Source organism: Streptomyces sp. NPDC025273, assembly GCF_040638585.1.
GTDB classification, from domain to species: domain Bacteria; phylum Actinomycetota; class Actinomycetes; order Streptomycetales; family Streptomycetaceae; genus Streptomyces; species Streptomyces cinereorectus.
Genome location: NZ_JBEZYP010000018.1, coordinates 26,949 through 42,364 on the forward strand (window position 1 = coordinate 26,949; position 15,416 = coordinate 42,364).

At 70.8% G+C, this 15,416-nt stretch carries 17 protein-coding genes and 1 tRNA gene; 14 read left to right on the plus strand and 4 right to left on the minus strand.

From position 1 onward, the window contains the following. Positions 1-98 precede the first annotated feature (98 nt). Positions 99-695: a LytR C-terminal domain-containing protein gene (locus AB0F38_RS25445; protein WP_361897975.1), complete on the plus strand. Its 597-nt coding sequence runs from the start codon at positions 99-101 to the stop codon at positions 693-695. Between the two features lie 18 nt (positions 696-713). Here the strand turns inward: AB0F38_RS25445 and upp are convergent, their stop codons facing one another. After that, on the minus strand, positions 714-1,349 hold the full coding sequence (gene upp / locus AB0F38_RS25450; protein ID WP_361897709.1) for a uracil phosphoribosyltransferase: 636 nt from the start codon (positions 1,347-1,349) through the stop codon (positions 714-716). A gap of 115 nt (positions 1,350-1,464) precedes the next feature. On the opposite strand from upp, the gene AB0F38_RS25455 reads away from it, so the two are divergent. The 8 genes from AB0F38_RS25455 to AB0F38_RS25490 all read left to right on the plus strand — a co-directional run bounded on the left by AB0F38_RS25455 (position 1,465) and on the right by AB0F38_RS25490 (position 6,507). Further along, on the plus strand, positions 1,465-1,701 hold the full coding sequence (locus AB0F38_RS25455) for a hypothetical protein (RefSeq protein WP_361897711.1): 237 nt from the start codon (positions 1,465-1,467) through the stop codon (positions 1,699-1,701). A 216-nt stretch (positions 1,702-1,917) separates the two neighbouring features. Further along, complete coding sequence (locus AB0F38_RS25460) at positions 1,918-2,484, plus strand: hypothetical protein (protein ID WP_361897978.1); 567 nt, start codon at positions 1,918-1,920, stop codon at positions 2,482-2,484. An 81-nt stretch (positions 2,485-2,565) separates the two neighbouring features. Beyond that, positions 2,566-2,994: a tRNA adenosine(34) deaminase TadA gene (gene tadA / locus AB0F38_RS25465; protein WP_361897981.1), complete on the plus strand. Its 429-nt coding sequence runs from the start codon at positions 2,566-2,568 to the stop codon at positions 2,992-2,994. Between the two features lie 78 nt (positions 2,995-3,072). Then, positions 3,073-3,160 (plus strand) — tRNA-Ser (locus AB0F38_RS25470). A 734-nt stretch (positions 3,161-3,894) separates the two neighbouring features. Beyond that, complete coding sequence (locus AB0F38_RS25475; RefSeq protein ID WP_361897993.1) at positions 3,895-4,056, plus strand: hypothetical protein; 162 nt, start codon at positions 3,895-3,897, stop codon at positions 4,054-4,056. Positions 4,057-4,066: 10 nt separating this feature from the next. Continuing rightward, the gene (locus tag AB0F38_RS25480; RefSeq protein ID WP_361897714.1) at positions 4,067-4,360 is read left to right on the plus strand and encodes a Dabb family protein; all 294 of its coding nucleotides are present in this window, start codon (positions 4,067-4,069) and stop codon (positions 4,358-4,360) included. Positions 4,361-4,548: 188 nt separating this feature from the next. Then, positions 4,549-5,406, plus strand: coding sequence for an RNA polymerase sigma factor SigF (locus AB0F38_RS25485; protein ID WP_361897716.1), 858 nt, complete (start codon positions 4,549-4,551; stop codon positions 5,404-5,406). 234 nt (positions 5,407-5,640) lie between these two features. Next, on the plus strand, positions 5,641-6,507 hold the full coding sequence (locus AB0F38_RS25490) for an RNA polymerase sigma factor SigF (protein WP_361897719.1): 867 nt from the start codon (positions 5,641-5,643) through the stop codon (positions 6,505-6,507). Positions 6,508-6,831: 324 nt separating this feature from the next. Here the strand turns inward: AB0F38_RS25490 and AB0F38_RS25495 are convergent, their stop codons facing one another. After that, positions 6,832-7,047 carry a hypothetical protein gene (locus tag AB0F38_RS25495; RefSeq protein ID WP_361897722.1) on the minus strand — a complete coding sequence of 72 codons (216 nt, stop codon included), beginning with the start codon at positions 7,045-7,047 and terminating at the stop codon, positions 6,832-6,834. Positions 7,048-7,374: 327 nt separating this feature from the next. On the opposite strand from AB0F38_RS25495, the gene AB0F38_RS25500 reads away from it, so the two are divergent. From AB0F38_RS25500 to AB0F38_RS25520, 5 genes are all read left to right on the plus strand, one after another. Beyond that, positions 7,375-7,887, plus strand: coding sequence for a MarR family winged helix-turn-helix transcriptional regulator (locus AB0F38_RS25500; RefSeq protein ID WP_361897725.1), 513 nt, complete (start codon positions 7,375-7,377; stop codon positions 7,885-7,887). A gap of 23 nt (positions 7,888-7,910) precedes the next feature. Then, positions 7,911-10,391, plus strand: a complete 2,481-nt coding sequence (locus tag AB0F38_RS25505) for a DHA2 family efflux MFS transporter permease subunit (RefSeq protein ID WP_361897728.1) — start codon at positions 7,911-7,913, stop codon at positions 10,389-10,391. A 181-nt stretch (positions 10,392-10,572) separates the two neighbouring features. After that, entirely contained in the window at positions 10,573-11,388 is an 816-nt protein-coding gene (locus tag AB0F38_RS25510; protein ID WP_361897731.1) for a YceI family protein, read from the plus strand. A 10-nt stretch (positions 11,389-11,398) separates the two neighbouring features. After that, entirely contained in the window at positions 11,399-11,866 is a 468-nt protein-coding gene (locus AB0F38_RS25515) for a PPOX class F420-dependent oxidoreductase (protein ID WP_361897734.1), read from the plus strand. Between the two features lie 8 nt (positions 11,867-11,874). Then, on the plus strand, positions 11,875-12,816 hold the full coding sequence (locus tag AB0F38_RS25520) for an NAD(P)-dependent oxidoreductase (protein WP_361897737.1): 942 nt from the start codon (positions 11,875-11,877) through the stop codon (positions 12,814-12,816). Positions 12,817-12,830: 14 nt separating this feature from the next. Here the strand turns inward: AB0F38_RS25520 and AB0F38_RS25525 are convergent, their stop codons facing one another. Then, on the minus strand, positions 12,831-13,601 hold the full coding sequence (locus AB0F38_RS25525) for a TetR/AcrR family transcriptional regulator (RefSeq protein ID WP_361897740.1): 771 nt from the start codon (positions 13,599-13,601) through the stop codon (positions 12,831-12,833). Positions 13,602-13,722: 121 nt separating this feature from the next. Continuing rightward, the gene (locus tag AB0F38_RS25530; protein ID WP_361897743.1) at positions 13,723-15,258 is read right to left on the minus strand and encodes an MFS transporter; all 1,536 of its coding nucleotides are present in this window, start codon (positions 15,256-15,258) and stop codon (positions 13,723-13,725) included. Positions 15,259-15,416 lie beyond the last annotated feature (158 nt).

A 15,416-nucleotide genomic window follows, 5' to 3' on the forward strand; every position in this document is an offset into this window, starting at 1 on the left:
CTTTTATGCTCGTATGGGTGCCATCCGTTGATCGTTTAGTAGGCATCATCACCAGGTCGCACTACGCTGCGCCCATGAGCATGCTGACCCCTCCCGGCATGGGCGGAAAGTACCGCATCACGGGGAACACCTATCCCCGCATGCGCCGCCCGCGTCACCGCCTCGCGCTGGCCCTCTCGGCGGTCGCCGCGGTGGCGGCCCTCGGCCTCGCCGGATGGGGCACGCTCCAGCTCATCGACGTCTTCACCGGGGGCGACAAGCAGGCCAACGCCGCCGACCGCGCGAAGACCTGCCCCTCACCGAAGGCGTCGGCCCCCGTCAAGGCGCTCCCCAGGCCGGCGACGATCAAGGTCAACATCTACAACGCGACGCCGCGCAGCGGGCTCGCCAAGGCCGCCGCGGACGAGCTGAAGAAGCGCGGCTTCGTCATCGGCAAGGTGGACAACGCCCCGGCCGCGTACGACAAGAAGGTGCCCGGGACCGGACTGCTGATCGGCGCCCCGGCAGCCGCGAACGGCTCGTTCCCGGTGCTGACCACCCAGCTTCCCGGGGCCGTGCACAGGACCGACGCACGCAGGACGGCGGACGTCGATCTGATCATCGGAGCGAAGTTCAAGACGTTCAGCACGCCCGCGGCGGCGGCCTCGGCGCTCACGGCGCTGACGAAGCCGGCCCCGGCGCCGTCCTCCTGCTGAGCCGGCCGGCCGGGAACGTCAGTCGACGGTGCCGTACATCCGGTCACCGGCGTCGCCGAGCCCCGGCACGATGTAGCCGCTCTCGTTGAGCCGCTCGTCGACCGAGGCGGTGACCACGGTGACCGGCGTGCCGGCGAGCTCGCGCTCCATCACCTCGACGCCCTCCGGCGCCGCGAGCAGCACGACCGCGGTGACATCGTCGGCCCCGCGCTTGATCAGCTCCCGGATGGCCGCGACGAGCGTGCCGCCGGTGGCCAGCATCGGGTCCAGGACGTAGACCTGACGGCCGGAGAGGTCCTCGGGCATGCGCGTCGCATACGTCTCCGCCTGAAGGGTCTCCTCGTTGCGGATCATGCCCAGGAAGCCGACCTCGGCGGTCGGCAGCAGCCGCACCATGCCGTCCAGCATGCCGAGACCGGCGCGCAGGATCGGGACGACGAGCGGCCGGGGATGCGACAGCTTCACACCGGTCGTGGGCGTCACCGGGGTCTCGATGTCGACCTGCTCGGTCCGCACATCCCTGGTGGCCTCGTACGCGAGGAGGGTGACCAGCTCGTCGGCGAGCCGCCGGAAGGTCGGGGAATCGGTGCGCTTGTCGCGCAGCGTGGTGAGTTTGTGCGCCACCAGCGGGTGGTCGACGACGTGGATCCGCATGACGTCCACAGTAGCCGGGCCCCAGGCAGGGTTCCCGCCGGCCTGCGCTGGCATCAACCGCCTGTTCGGAGGGAAGGTGGTGGCATACGGACCCAGGCTTGGGGTGGTGTGTCGATTGCCCGACGGGGAACAGCGGAACCAGCGGCAGGCCGCACGCGACGCGCGCGACCTGCCCGACGCGCGGGAGAACGCGCCGGACGCGCAGGAGAGTGACGCGGCGCGCCGGAGACGCCGGGCGCAGTTCCTCCGCGAGCTCCACGAGGCGAAGCAGCTCCGTGACCGGGTCCAGCCACGACGCGCCCGCGCGGCCCGTATGCGCCAACAGATGCGGATGCGCACATTCCGCTGGTGACCGCGCCCTCCGGGACCGCCGGACCGGCCCCGCACGAGCGCGGCGGAAGCACCGGCGAGAAGGCGCTCGGGGAACTGATGGCCGACGCAACGGCCGAAGAGGTCTCGCATCGCGCTCGTTTCTGCCACGATGCCGATTGGGCGGGGCCCAGAGCAGCCGGATCACCGGCTGCCCTCCCGTCGGACCGATTCACCTATGACCAGTGGGAGAGTCACGGTGTACTTCGCCGCACTGCTCGCGCGCACCGAAGACGGGTGGGAAGCGAGCGATACAGAGCTCGACGATGTGGAAACCCTGTCCGACCTGACGGATCTGGCCCGTGAGGCCTCGACGGACGAGGACACCGTCCTGGTCTACATCGAGCAGGAGGACGCCTGGTTCGGCGTCATCCGGGTGGACGGTGAGGAGGACCCCCGAATCTACGTCTCGGACGCGTCCGCCGCCGCCCGCTCCTCGTACGGGGAGATCCTGCTCACCGACGAACTGCTCGGCCGCGAACCAGGGGCCGGGGACGAGATCGCCGCACTGGAGGAGCTCGTCGACCTCGACGGTACGGAGGACGGCGACGACGAGGGCGGCGCCGACGGCCGGGCCGCTCCCGCTGTGACCGACCTCGACCTGGACCACGACCCCGACGCCGTACCGGCGGGGCCGCTCGGCGAACTCGGGATCCTCGCCGACCTCGGGCTGTCCGAGAAGGAGTTGCTGACCCTGCGCACCGACGCGCTGGTGGAGATCGCGGACGCGCTGGGCGCGGCCGAGGTCCTGGAGTCCGTCCGTTAGGGTCCGCGGGTGAACGCACCACCACCCCCACCCTCCTCACCGCCCTTCCCCGATCCCGTACGGGACCCGTGGCGGGCACCCATGCGGCACGCCCTGGACGAGGCCGCGCAGGCGGCGTCGGCCGGCGATGTGCCGGTCGGCGCCGTCGTCCTCGGCCCGGACGGCGCCCTGCTCGCGGCCGCCCACAACGAGCGCGAGGCGACCGGCGACCCGACGGCGCACGCGGAGGTGCTCGCCCTGCGCCGCGCCGCCGCCGCGCTCGGCGCCTGGCGGCTGACCGGCTGCACACTCGTGGTCACCCTGGAGCCCTGCACGATGTGCGCGGGCGCTCTCGTGCAGTCCCGGATCGGCCGGGTGGTCTACGGGGCACGGGACGAGAAGGCCGGCGCCGCGGGCTCGCTCTGGGACGTCGTACGGGACCGTAGGCTCAACCATCGCCCCGAGGTGATCCACGGTGTCCTGGAGGACGCCTGTGCGGCCCAGCTGACGGCGTTCTTCCGCGAGCTCTGAACGCCTCCGGGCGGGCAGGGGCCGGCCGTCGGGAAACGGATTTCGAACCTGGGCCCGGAATGGTCTAAGCTCTCTCTCGGTAGCGTGTCCGAGCGGCCGAAGGAGCTCGCCTCGAAAGCGAGTGTGGGGAAACTCACCGAGGGTTCAAATCCCTCCGCTACCGCCAGCAAAGCCGCCTCTGACCTGTGAAGACAGGTCAGAGGCGGTTTTCGTTCGCCCGTGCGCCACACCTCTTGCCCCGCACCCTTCGACGGCGCCGGACCGCTGGTCCGTGCCGGCTCCGAACGGTTCGCTGCGGCCGTCGGCGGTGCTGTTACCGCGCCTGGGTGCGAAGGCTCTCCATGGGCGTCGGCCCGAGGCTCCGTCACCCGGCCCCGCCGCCGGGGGCCCGGGCGCACGCCTCAGGGACGTCCGCCCCCGCCCCGAGCCGTGCCGGACAGGTCCCGGCCCGGTCGGACGCGGTCGGTGACGAGCGCGGCCTGCCGTTCGGTGCCGATTCCGCTCGGGCGACAGGACGCTGAACGAGAGGCGTATCCGGTGGAACCCGCCGTCACCCGCGTAGAAGTGGCCGAGGTCGGGGGAAGCGGCATCGGGGGGACGAGCCGCTCCCCCCGGTGAGAACGGGACCAGGGGTCCTCGCCGCCGTCAGGGGGGAAGTCCCGCGGCGCGGACCTTGGAGAGGCCCTGTCCCTCGGCCCGCGCATTTCTGCCACATCCGCGGGCTCGCCTCCCATCCTCCTCCTCGACAGAAGCCGCACCCGGGGGCAAAGGGCCCGGATCGATGGGCCCTTGGTCCCTAAAAGCCACATCAGTGATCGAAAACAGCCCCCGGATACGGCCATACGTGCGGCTAGAATCACCCGACTGCACAGGTGATCGAAAGGGAAGGGCGAGGCTGTGGTGCAAGCGAAGAAGATCGCGCTCTACTTGGTTGTGGTCTTCGTGCTGTACACGATCATCACGTCCCCCGCCCGGGCCGCCGATCTCGTCCAAGTGGCGTTCGAAGGCATTTCGAGCGCCGCCCAGGGCGTCGGAGACTTCATGTCCGAACTCGTGAAGTAGGAGAGCCCCCATGATCCGCCACCTGGTCCTGTTCAAGCTGAACGACGGTGTCGAACGGGACGACCCGCGGGTCGTCGCAGGGGTGGAGGCCTTCCGGGGGCTCGGCGGGAGGATTCCCGAGCTGGAGTTCTGGGAGTGTGCCTGGAACATCACCGACCGGCCGATCGCATACGACTTCGCCATCAACTCGGCGGTCGCGGACGAGGACTCCCTGAAGCGCTACATCGAGCACCCGGCTCACCAGGCCGCGGCCGACCGGTGGCGCGCGTTCGCCACTTGGGTGATTGCCGACTACCCCTTCTGACGCGTTCCGGCACTCCGGCCCCCTCGGCCCCTCCCGTTCAGGAGAGGGTGCTCAACAGCATGTTTAAACCGAATTGCGCTCAACACGACCCTATACGGTGCTTGCACATAGTGGACATGTCTTGTGATGCTATGACCGCTTTTGACGGATGAGTTGACCGTAGTTGACCGCAAAGGGGTGGCGACACCGTGCCGGCCAGTACAGCGCCTCAAGTCCCGCCCCAGAACGTCCAGACCGACGACATCCAGACCGAGACCCCCGACCCCGCCACGCCCGCCAGGACCCGGGGCGCGGACACCAGGGCGCTCACCCAGGTGCTGTTCGGGCGGCTCAAGGGCCTCGAACCGGGCACTCCGGAACACCACAGGGTGCGCACCGCCCTCATCGAGGCGAACCTGCCTCTCGTGCGGTACGCCGCGGCCCGTTTCCGCAGCCGCAACGAGCCGATGGAGGACGTCGTCCAGGTCGGCACCATCGGCCTGATCAACGCCATCGACCGCTTCGACCCGGAGCGCGGCGTCCAGTTCCCGACCTTCGCCATGCCCACCGTGGTCGGCGAGATCAAGCGTTACTTCCGGGACAACGTACGGACCGTGCACGTGCCTCGGAGGCTGCACGAACTCTGGGTCCAGGTCACCGGTGCCACCGAGGATCTGACGACCGCTCACGGGCGCTCACCGACCACCGGCGAGATCGCCGAGCGGCTGAGGATCTCCGAGGACGAGGTCCTCGCCTGCATCGAGGCGGGCCGCTCGTACCACGCCACCTCCCTGGAGGCGGCCCAGGAGGGCGACGGGCTCCCCGGACTCCTGGACCGGCTCGGCTACGAGGACCCGGCCCTGGCCGGGGTCGAACACCGCGACCTCGTACGGCACCTGCTCGTCCAGCTGCCCGAGCGCGAGCAGCGGATCCTGCTGCTGCGCTACTACAACAACCTGACGCAGTCCCAGATCAGTGCCGAACTGGGCGTCTCCCAGATGCACGTGTCAAGGCTGCTGGCCAGAAGTTTCGCCCGTCTGCGATCCGCAAACAGGATCGAGGCGTAACCGGAACGGGTAGACCCCGTACAGACAGGTTCCGGAGGCGTAAAAGCCGCACACCCCCTGTTTCCTGCACGGTTCCGATGCTTACTTGTCGACATGTCACTACAGCGTGTTGCCGACATGTGACATTCTGCTGGAACCGCGTTTGCCGCAGCCCTACCTCCGGTATTCAGGTGGAGGCTGCGTTCCTCCGATGGTCGTGGCCACCGCGACCGTCCGCGACCTCAAGGGGGTGGCATGTCCGCAGAACAGGGCAGCTCGAAGGTGCTCACGCTCACGAAGAGCGCACCAGCACCTGCCATGCTCACCAGCTCGTCGGAAGTCATCGACACCCGCACGCTGTCCCGCTCCCTGTTCCTGCGGCTCGCCGCGCTGGGTCCCGCACCGGGCCCCGACGGAACGGACAGCCCCGAGCGGGCCTACGTGCGGGACACACTCATCGAGCTCAACCTCCCGCTCGTGCGGTACGCGGCGGCGCGGTTCCGGAGCCGTAACGAACCGATGGAGGACATCGTCCAGGTCGGGACGATCGGCCTGATCAAGGCGATCGACCGCTTCGACTGCGAACGGGGCGTGGAATTCCCCACGTTCGCGATGCCGACCGTCGTCGGGGAGATCAAGCGCTTCTTCCGCGACACCTCGTGGTCGGTACGGGTGCCTCGCCGGCTGCAGGAGCTGCGGCTGGCCCTCACCCGGACGAGCGACGAGCTCGCCCAGAAGCTCGACCGGTCACCGACCGTGCCGGAGCTGGCCAAGGCGCTCGGGGTCTCCGAGGAGGACGTGGTCGACGGCCTGGCCGTCGGCAACGCCTACACGGCTTCCTCGCTGGACTCCCCGTCCCCCGAGGACGACGGCGGCGAGGGCTCGCTGGCGGACCGCCTGGGGTACGAGGACGCGGCACTGGAAGGCGTCGAGTACCGCGAGTCCCTGAAGCCGCTGCTGGCCAGGCTCGCCCCGCGCGAGCGTCAGATCATCATGCTGCGCTTCTTCGCGAACATGACCCAGTCGCAGATCGGCGAGGAGGTCGGCATCTCCCAGATGCACGTCTCACGGCTGCTGACGCGCACACTCACCCAGCTCAGGGAAGGGCTCATCGCCGACTGACGCGGCCGAGGCCGCCGATGACCTCCCCACGCCGGCCGGGGGTGGCGGCGGCCGGCCGCACGGCTCCACCGGCCGCCGGGCACGTCGGTCACCGCCCGGCGGCCGCGCCGTGCGCGGCGGACCCACGTCGGCAGGCCCGGACGCAGTCGTGGCCGGGGGCCTCTGGAGCCCACGCAGCCGCTCCACGCCGGAAACCGGTGCGGAGCGGCTGCGGAGGACGGCGTGCGCCGCGCGGACGGACGCCTGGCGGGTTCCGGGGCCGCTGACGCGCGGGCCCGGGGCGTGACCGCCGTAGGAGTGGGAGTGACGGGGACGTGACCTGGGTCAGCCGAGCGCGAGCCAGGCGACCGCGCCGAGGACGACGATGACCGCGACGACGGCCACGATCACCCCGGTCTTCGGTCCGGACGAGGTCGCGGCCGGCTGCTGCCTGCGCTGCGGCTCGCCGTCGTCGACGAACGCGCGGAACATCTGCGTGCTGCCGGCCGGGTCGTGAGTGCCCTCGGGGCCCGGCTGAGGGGCGTGGGGGTTGTGTGCCATGGCCCGGACCCTAGCGAACTCGGCGGAACGGCCCAACCCCCGGGTCCGCGGCGGGCGATGTCCGTCCGAGGCGTCCCCGGGCTCCTCACCCGTCCGCGGAAGCCCTCCGCGCCGTCTCCATGCGCCCCGCCCCACGCGCCCCTGCCTGTGCCCGGGAACACATACGGCGCAGGTCACCCCCCGTGCGCTGCACGCTTGACCGGGAGCCTACGGAGGCTTTTGGCTTCCTTTACTTCTGCAAGGCGCATTTCGTTTGCCTGTAGCAACCAACGGCTTCTATCGTTGCCCTAAGCAACAAGATGACCCGGAAATGAGCCTGGAGGTCCGGTGGCCGCACGGAGCCAGTACGAAGAACTGGCCCGGCAGCTCAGCGCCGTCGGAGCCGTCAGAAGGGGCCTCGCCCGCGTCCTGCCCGCCGCGTGCCCCGGGGGTTCGGCCACGGTGCTGACACTGCTGGCCAAGTACGGCGAGATGCGGATCACCCGGCTTGCCGAGCTCCTGGCCGTGGACATGTCGGTGACCAGCCGTCATGTGGCACACGCGGTGGAGAACGGCTGGATCGAGAGGTTCCCGGACCCGGCGGACAAGCGGTCCCGCATCCTGCGAGTGACCCCCGCGGGCGACGAACTGCTCCACGACCTGACCCGGCGGACCACCGAGATGTTCGCCCACAACCTCATCGACTGGTCCGACGAGGAAGTCGGACAGCTCAGCACGTTGCTGTCCCGGCTGCGCGACAGCTTCTCCTGCCGCGGCTCCGGTGGATGCGCCCCCGGAAAGCTCGACGGCGACCACCGCGCCGGGCACTCCGACGACTCGTACACCCGTACACCCGAGTAACAGAAGCAAAGACAAGGAACTCCATGGCTACGACCACACCGACCGGTGTGCGGGGCGGCCACGCCAAGCACGGGGCGTCCGAAGCCCCCGACGGCACGCCGATGACACACCGGCAGATCATGGAAGCGCTGGCCGGGCTGCTGCTCGGCATGTTCGTCGCGATCCTCTCGTCGACGGTCGTCTCCAACGCCCTGCCGGAGATCATTTCCGACCTCGGCGGCGGCCAGAGCGCCTACACCTGGGTCGTCACGGCCTCGCTGCTGGCCATGACCGCCACCACTCCCCTGTGGGGCAAGCTCTCGGACCTGTTCAGCAAGAAGCTGCTGGTCCAGATAGCCCTGATCATCTACGTGCTCGGCTCGGTCGTGGCCGGTCTGTCGACCAGCAGCGGCATGCTCATCGCCTGCCGGGTCGTGCAGGGCGTCGGCGTCGGCGGTCTCTCCGCCCTCGCCCAGATCGTGATGGCCGCGATGATCTCCCCGCGCGAGCGCGGGCGCTACAGCGGCTACCTCGGCGCGGTCTTCGCCGTCGCCACCGTGGGCGGCCCGCTCCTCGGCGGTGTCATCACCGACACCAGCTGGATGGGCTGGCGTTGGTGCTTCTACGTGGGTGTGCCCTTCGCGGTCATCGCCCTGGTCGTGCTCCAGAAGACCCTGAAGCTCCCGGTCGTCAAGCGCCAGGTCAAGGTCGACTGGTGGGGCGCGTTCTTCATCAGCGCCGCCGTCTCGCTGCTGCTGCTCTGGGTGACCTTCGCGGGCGACAAGTACGACTGGCTCTCGTGGCAGACCTGCACGATGCTGGGCGGCACCGTCGTCCTCATCGCGCTCTTCCTGCTCATCGAGTCCAGGGCCAGTGAGCCGATCATCCCGCTGCGCCTGTTCCGGAACCGCACCATCACCCTGGCCTCGGTCGCCTCGCTGTTCGTCGGCGTCGCGATGTTCGCGGGCACCGTCTTCTTCAGCCAGTACTTCCAGCTGGCGCGCGACAAGTCGCCCACGATGTCGGGCGTCATGACGATCCCGATGATCACGGGTCTGTTCCTCTCCTCGACCGTCTCCGGCCAGGTCATCACCAGGACCGGCCGCTGGAAGGCCTGGCTCGTCAGCGGTGGCTTCCTGGTCACGGCGGGTCTCGGAATGCTGGGCACCATCCGCTACGACACCGAGTACTGGCACATCGCGGTCTTCATGTTCGTGATGGGGCTCGGGATCGGCATGATGATGCAGAACCTGGTCCTGGCCACGCAGAACCAGGTCGCTCCCGCCGACCTCGGCGCGGCCAGCTCCGTCGTCACCTTCTTCCGTTCGCTCGGTGGTGCCATCGGCGTCTCGGCCCTGGGCGCCGTCATGGCCAACCGCGTCACCCACTACGTCGAGGACGGCCTCGCCGACCTGGGCCCCGAAGGCGCCGCGTTCGGCCACGGCGGTACCGGCGGCGGGGGCATCCCGGACCTGGACAAGCTCCCCGCTCCGTTCCGCACCGTCGTGGAGGCCGCCTACGGCCACGGTGTCGCCGACGTCTTCCTCTACGCCGCACCGGCCGCGCTCGTCGCCTTCATCGTGACGATCTTCATCAAGGAGGTCGCCCTGAAGACGAACGCCGGCAGTGACAGGGCCACCGCCGAGGCACCCGCCCCGGAGATCACCGAGGCTGCCGCGGGCACCGCCGCACCCGTGGCCGGGAACACGGCCGGGGTCACCTCGGCCGGCGCCCCCGAGGCCGCGGACGCCCCCGGTACCGGCACGCCCGTACGCGGTGTGGTGCGCGGCGCCGAGGGCGCGCCCCTCGCCCGGGCCGCCGTCACGCTGATCTCGCTCGGCGGCCGACAGCTGGGGCGCTCCGTCGCCCGGGCCGACGGCGGCTACGTACTGGACGCGCCGGGCTCCGGCTCATACGTCCTGATCGCCTCCGCGGACGGCTTCCAGCCGCAGGCGTCCACCGTGGTCGTCGGCGAGGAGCCGCTGGCGTACGACATCCTGCTCGCCGGTACGAGCGGTCTCGCGGGGACCGTGCGGACCGCCGGGGGCGGCAGCCCGGTCGAGGGCGCGACGGTCGTCGTGACCGATGTGCGCGGCGACGTACTCGCCACCGGTGCCTCCGGGGCCACGGGCGAGTTCAGCTTCGGTGAGCTCGTCCCCGGCGCGGTGACCGTCGCCGTGACGGCCGCCGGCTACCGTCCGCTGGCCCTGCCGGTGGAGATCGGCGGCCAGGGTGTCACCCGGGTCGACGCGGCTCTGGAGTCCGGTGCGCTGGTGAAGGGCGTCGTCCGGGCCGGCTCCGGCCGGGCCCCGCTGGCCGAGGCCCGCGTCACGCTGATCGACGCGGCCGGCAACGTGGTCGCCACGTCGACGACGGGGGAGGACGGCGTGTACGCCTTCACCGACCTGGACGCGGGCGAGTACGCGGTCGTCGCGACCGGCTATCCGCCGGTGGCAGGCTCACTGACCGTGTCGGGTGCCGGAGTCGACGGCCATGACATCGAACTCGCCCACCCGGGCGTGTAGACACACGGAAGATCCACAAAGACCCCTGGCGGAACAGCGCTCCGAGCGGAGAGGCTGTGCCCGTCGGCGGAAATGGGCCCCGCGTGGGGACGGCAGGCAGGGGACGGCCTGCCGTTCCCGCCCGGGGCCCGACTCATCGGGTCACTGCGCCACCGGGTGATGGAGCAAGGAGAGAACACGGATGGGACTTCGCGCACACGTACGCACGCGGGACGGCTGGGCGGTCCAGCACGCCGTCGTGACCGTGACCGATATGACGGGCACGCAGATGCTGCGGGCCTCCGCCGACGAGAACGGCGCCGTACGCACCGGCGATCTCCTGCCGGCCGGCGCGTACACGGTGATCGTCACGGCGGTCGGGTACGCCCCCTCCGCCTCCACCGCGCTCGTCACGGCGAGCGGCCGGATCGAGGCAGGCACCGTGGTGCTGGCCCGGCAGGGCGGTGTGCAACTGCCGCCTCCGGGCACCTGGTCGCTGGACCCGGTGCACTCCTCGGTGGCCGCGGTCGCGCAGCACCTGGGGATCTCCAGCGTGCACGGCCGGTTCACCGAGTTCGGCGGCCGGATCGAGATCGCTCAGGACGTCCAGCGCTCCCGGGTGGAGGCCTTCATCACCCCGGCCAGCATCGACACCGGCAACGGCATGCGGGACAAGCACCTGCGCTCGGCCGACTTCCTGGACGTCGAACGCTTCCCGGAGATCACCTACCGCTCCCGGGCGCTGGTCCCCGCCGGGCCCGACCGCTGGACCGTGCACGGCGTGCTGATGATGCACGGCGTCTCCCGGGACGTCGACCTGGACCTCAGCTACCTGGGCACCGGACCGGACCCGTGGGGCGGGGTGCGGGCGGCCTTCCACGCCACCACGGAGCTGCGCCGCGCCGATTTCGCCATGCACTACAACCAGGTGGTGCAGGCAGGCATCGCCGCGATCGGCACGACGCTGCGCGTGGAGCTCGACATCCAGGCCGTGCAGGGGGATTACGCCGAGGCATAGGGTTGGCCGCATGGCACACATCGCGACCAACACCACGGTGGAGCTCGGGGAACTGCTGGACTTCGTGCGGCCCAGGCACCGGGCGATCCTGCTGACCACCCGGTCCGACGGCCGCCCGCAGGGGTCCCCGCTCACCTGCGGTGTCGACGACGCGGGACGGATCGTCGTCTCGACCTACCCCGAACGGGCCAAGACCCGTAACGCCAAGCGGGACGAGCGGGTGAGCGTGATCGTCCTGTCCGACGACTGGAACGGCCCATGGGTCCAGATCGACGGTTCGGCCGAGGTGATCGACGCACCGGACTCGGTCGAGCCGCTCGTCGAGTACTTCCGGAACATCTCCGGCGAGCACCCTGACTGGGACGAGTACCGGGAGGCCATGGTCAAGCAGGGCAAGTCCATCATCCGGATCACCCCGGAGCGCTGGGGTCCGGTCGCCACCGGAGGCTTCCCCGCCCGCACGGCCGCCGACGGCTGACCGTCCGCATGGTGCCCCACGAGGTGCTCGCGCGGGCCCGGCTGCTGGCCGCCCCCCAGGTCGACGGACCCATGGCCCGCGCCCTGGAGCGGATCACGGGACGTCCGGTGGAACACGTGTCCGACAGCGCGCCGGACGGCCCCTTCCTGTACGTCGGGGACACGCTGCCCGGCGCGCTGCGGAGCCGCCGGCTGGTGTGGTTCCACAGCGTCAACGCCGGTACGGACGCGGTGCTCGCCGCCGGACCGTGGCCGCGGGGCGCCCTGCTGACCCGGACCGTGGGCCGGATGGGTGAGCGCATCGCCCAGTACGTGCTGGCCTGGGTCCTCGCCGAATGCCAGTCCGTCCCGGAGCACACCGCGCAGCACGCCCGCGCACAGTGGCACCGCCTCCCGTCCACGCTCGCCGCCGGGCAGACCGTCGTCGTCCATGGCACCGGACGCATCGGCTCCGCCGTCGCGGCCCTGCTGCGGGCCTGCTCCCTGCACACGGTGGGTGTCTGCCGCACTCCTCGTGACGTGCCACCGGGCTTCGACCGGGTGGTACGGGCCGGCGGTGACGAGGAGTCGGCTGCGCTGGCCGGTGCCCGGTGGGTGGTGTCCACGCTTCCGCTGACCGCCGCCACGGCAGGGTTCTTCGACGGCCCCCGGTTCACCGCGATGCGGGGCGCCTCCTTCCTCAGCGTGGGTCGCGGCGCGTGCGTGGACATGGCGGCGCTGGAGACGGCCCTGCGCTCCGGGACCGTACGGCGGGCCGTCCTCGACGTGCTGCCCGAGGAGCCTCCGGCGGCCGACGACCGTGTCTGGCGGCTGCCGCGCACGGTGCTCACGTCGCACTCCGCCGGCATCACGGCCGACGAGGACGTCGTCACGGACTTCGAGGCCTGCTGGGAGGCGGTCACCGGAGGGCGGGTGCCCGCGCTGGCCGTGGACACCGGGCGCGGCTACTGACGACGGCGCGCGGGCTACGGCCGGTGGGCCGCTCGTGCGCGCATCGCTTCGATGCCGGCGATCAGGAGGTCCAGCGCGAACGCGAAGTCCCGCTCGCGCATCTCCTCGACGGTCCCCCCGCCGCGCGCCTTCATGAGGGCCTCCGAGGTGCGCACGATCTGCTGGTGTTCCGGATGGGAGCGGATCGTGCCCATCGCCCGCTGGTAGTAGGCGTCCTGGCTCAGTCCGGCCTCGGCCGAGCGCTGCACGAAGTGCCCCTCGATCGTGCCGAACCCGTAGACGAACTGGAACACGGCCGAGATGGCGCCCGTCCGGTGCTCCAGGGGCAGTCCGGTGGCCCGGACGACGTCCTGGACGGCGTACGAGAACAGCATGGAGTGCGGGCCGATGTTCAGGAAGCGCCCGGCGAAGGCGGAGGCCCAGGGGTGCCGGACCAGCATCTCCCGGTAGCTGGTGGCCAGTTCGCGGAGCCGGTCGCGCCAGTCGGCGTCCTCCCGCGAGGCCGGGATCTCCGCGAAGGCCGTGTCCAGGGCCAGTTCCAGCAGGTCGTCCTTGGTGTCGACGTACCAGTAGAGGGACATCGCCGTGACGTCGAGCTCGGCCGCGAGTCGGCGCATGGAGAACTTCGCGTGACCCTCGGCGTCCAGCAGCCGCACCGTGGCCGCGGTGATCCTGTCCCGGTCGAGCGCCGGGTGGTCGGCCCTGCGGGTGCGCGAGGGTGTACGCCGGTCCAGCCACACACTGACCCGCGCAGCGTTCTTCACCCGGTCAGCCGCGGACCCCATGGCGCACTCTCCTCGTCCTGCCGACGGTACGGACGCGTCCGGCGGGTCCGTTCCCACGGAGGCCGTACGGAGCGGATGACACCCCTGCGTACGGCACCCCGTCCGATGCTATGCCCGCCGCTCAGGAGGATTCCGCCGGAGCGGAGTCCCGCTCGGCCGCCGCCGCGTCGGTACGCTCCGCCCTCCGCAGCAGTACGGCGGCGAGCAGGCCTCCCGCCAGGACCGCCCCCGCGCCGACCAGCTGGCTGGCCTCCAGCCCGGAGGCGAACGCGTCCGTGACGCGCTGCCGCTCCTCCTCGCCGTCCGCCGCGGCGAGCGCGACGGGCAGCGAGGCGGCCCCGACGGCCGCAGGTACGAGCGCGGCGAACCGTGAGTTGAGCACGGCTCCCAGCACGGCGACCCCGAGCCCGTTGCCGAACTCGGCGAGCGTGCCGTTGATCCCCGCACCGACGCCCGCCTTCTCCGGCGGGATCGCGCTCATGATCGCGTTGGCCATGGCGGGCATGGCGAGTGCGATACCGGCCCCCATGACGACCAGGCCGAGCAGCATGCCGCCGTATCCCTCGCGGCCGAGCAGCGCGACGGCACCGAGCCCGGCGGCCAGCAGGCTCATCCCGAGGGCGATGGTGGCGGGCGTGCCCGTCCTCGGGACGAGGCGGGCGCCGAGGCCCGTGAGGTTGAGGGCGACCACGGTGAGCGCGAGCGGTGCCGTGCGCAGACCGGCCTCCAGCGGCCCGTACCCGAGCACGAACTGCAGGTGCTGGGTGAGCAGGAAGAGCGAGCCGCCCATCCCGAAGGCGACCAGGATCGCGCCCGCGACGGCGCCGATGAACTTCTGGTCACGGAAGAAGTGCATGTCCAGCATCGGATACGGGATGTGGAGCTCCCACAGGACGAACCCGGTGAGGACGGCGATCGCGGTGAAGGCGGTCAGCAGGACCCGGCCGGAGCTCCAGCCGTGTTCCGGGCCGGAGATGATCGCGTACACGAGGGCGGCCATGCCGATGGTGGAGAGCAGCGCCCCGAACAGGTCCGGGCGGTCTCCCCGGCGGTTCCTGGACTCGGGGACGAGCCGGACGACGGCGATCACACCGATCAGTGCCACGGGGATGTTGATGAGGAAGATCGCGCCCCACCAGAAGTGGTCGAGCACGACGCCGCCGACGAGGGGACCGACGGCGAATCCGAGGGAGTTGACGGTGGACCAGATGCCGATGGCCTTGACGCGCTCGGTGTCGTCGAAGATCTGGACCACGACGGCGAGGGTGGTGGTGATCAGCAGCGCGCCGCCGACGCCCATCCCGGCGCGGGCGGCGATCAGCTGCCCGGAGGACTGCGCGAGCCCGGCCGCCAGTGAGCCGATCCCGAACAGCACGAGGCCCGCGACCAGCATCTTCCGGCGGCCGTAGCGGTCGGAGGCGCTTCCCGCGGTGAGCAGCAGACCCGACTGCACGAGCGAGTAGGCGTTGATCATCCACTGCACGTCGGCGGTGGAGGCGTGCAACTCCGTGGTGAGGGACGGGATCGCGACGTTCAGAACGGTGTTGTCGAGCAGCACGGTGAGCTGGGCGAGGCAGATGACACCGAGGATCAGCCAGCGCTGCGGATGGCCGCCCCGGGGGGCGCGGTCGTTCTGTTCGGCTGCGGTCGCCGTCATGCGGGCTCCTGGTTCCGGTGCACTCATACGGTGTAAGGGAATTTGCCATACACCGTATGGCAGCCCTGTACGCCGTACCACTCGTTTGCGTACGGTGCCGGCGCGGGTAGCCCTCCGGACGTCGGCACCCCGGTCGCTTGTGAGCCGTTCAGCAACGG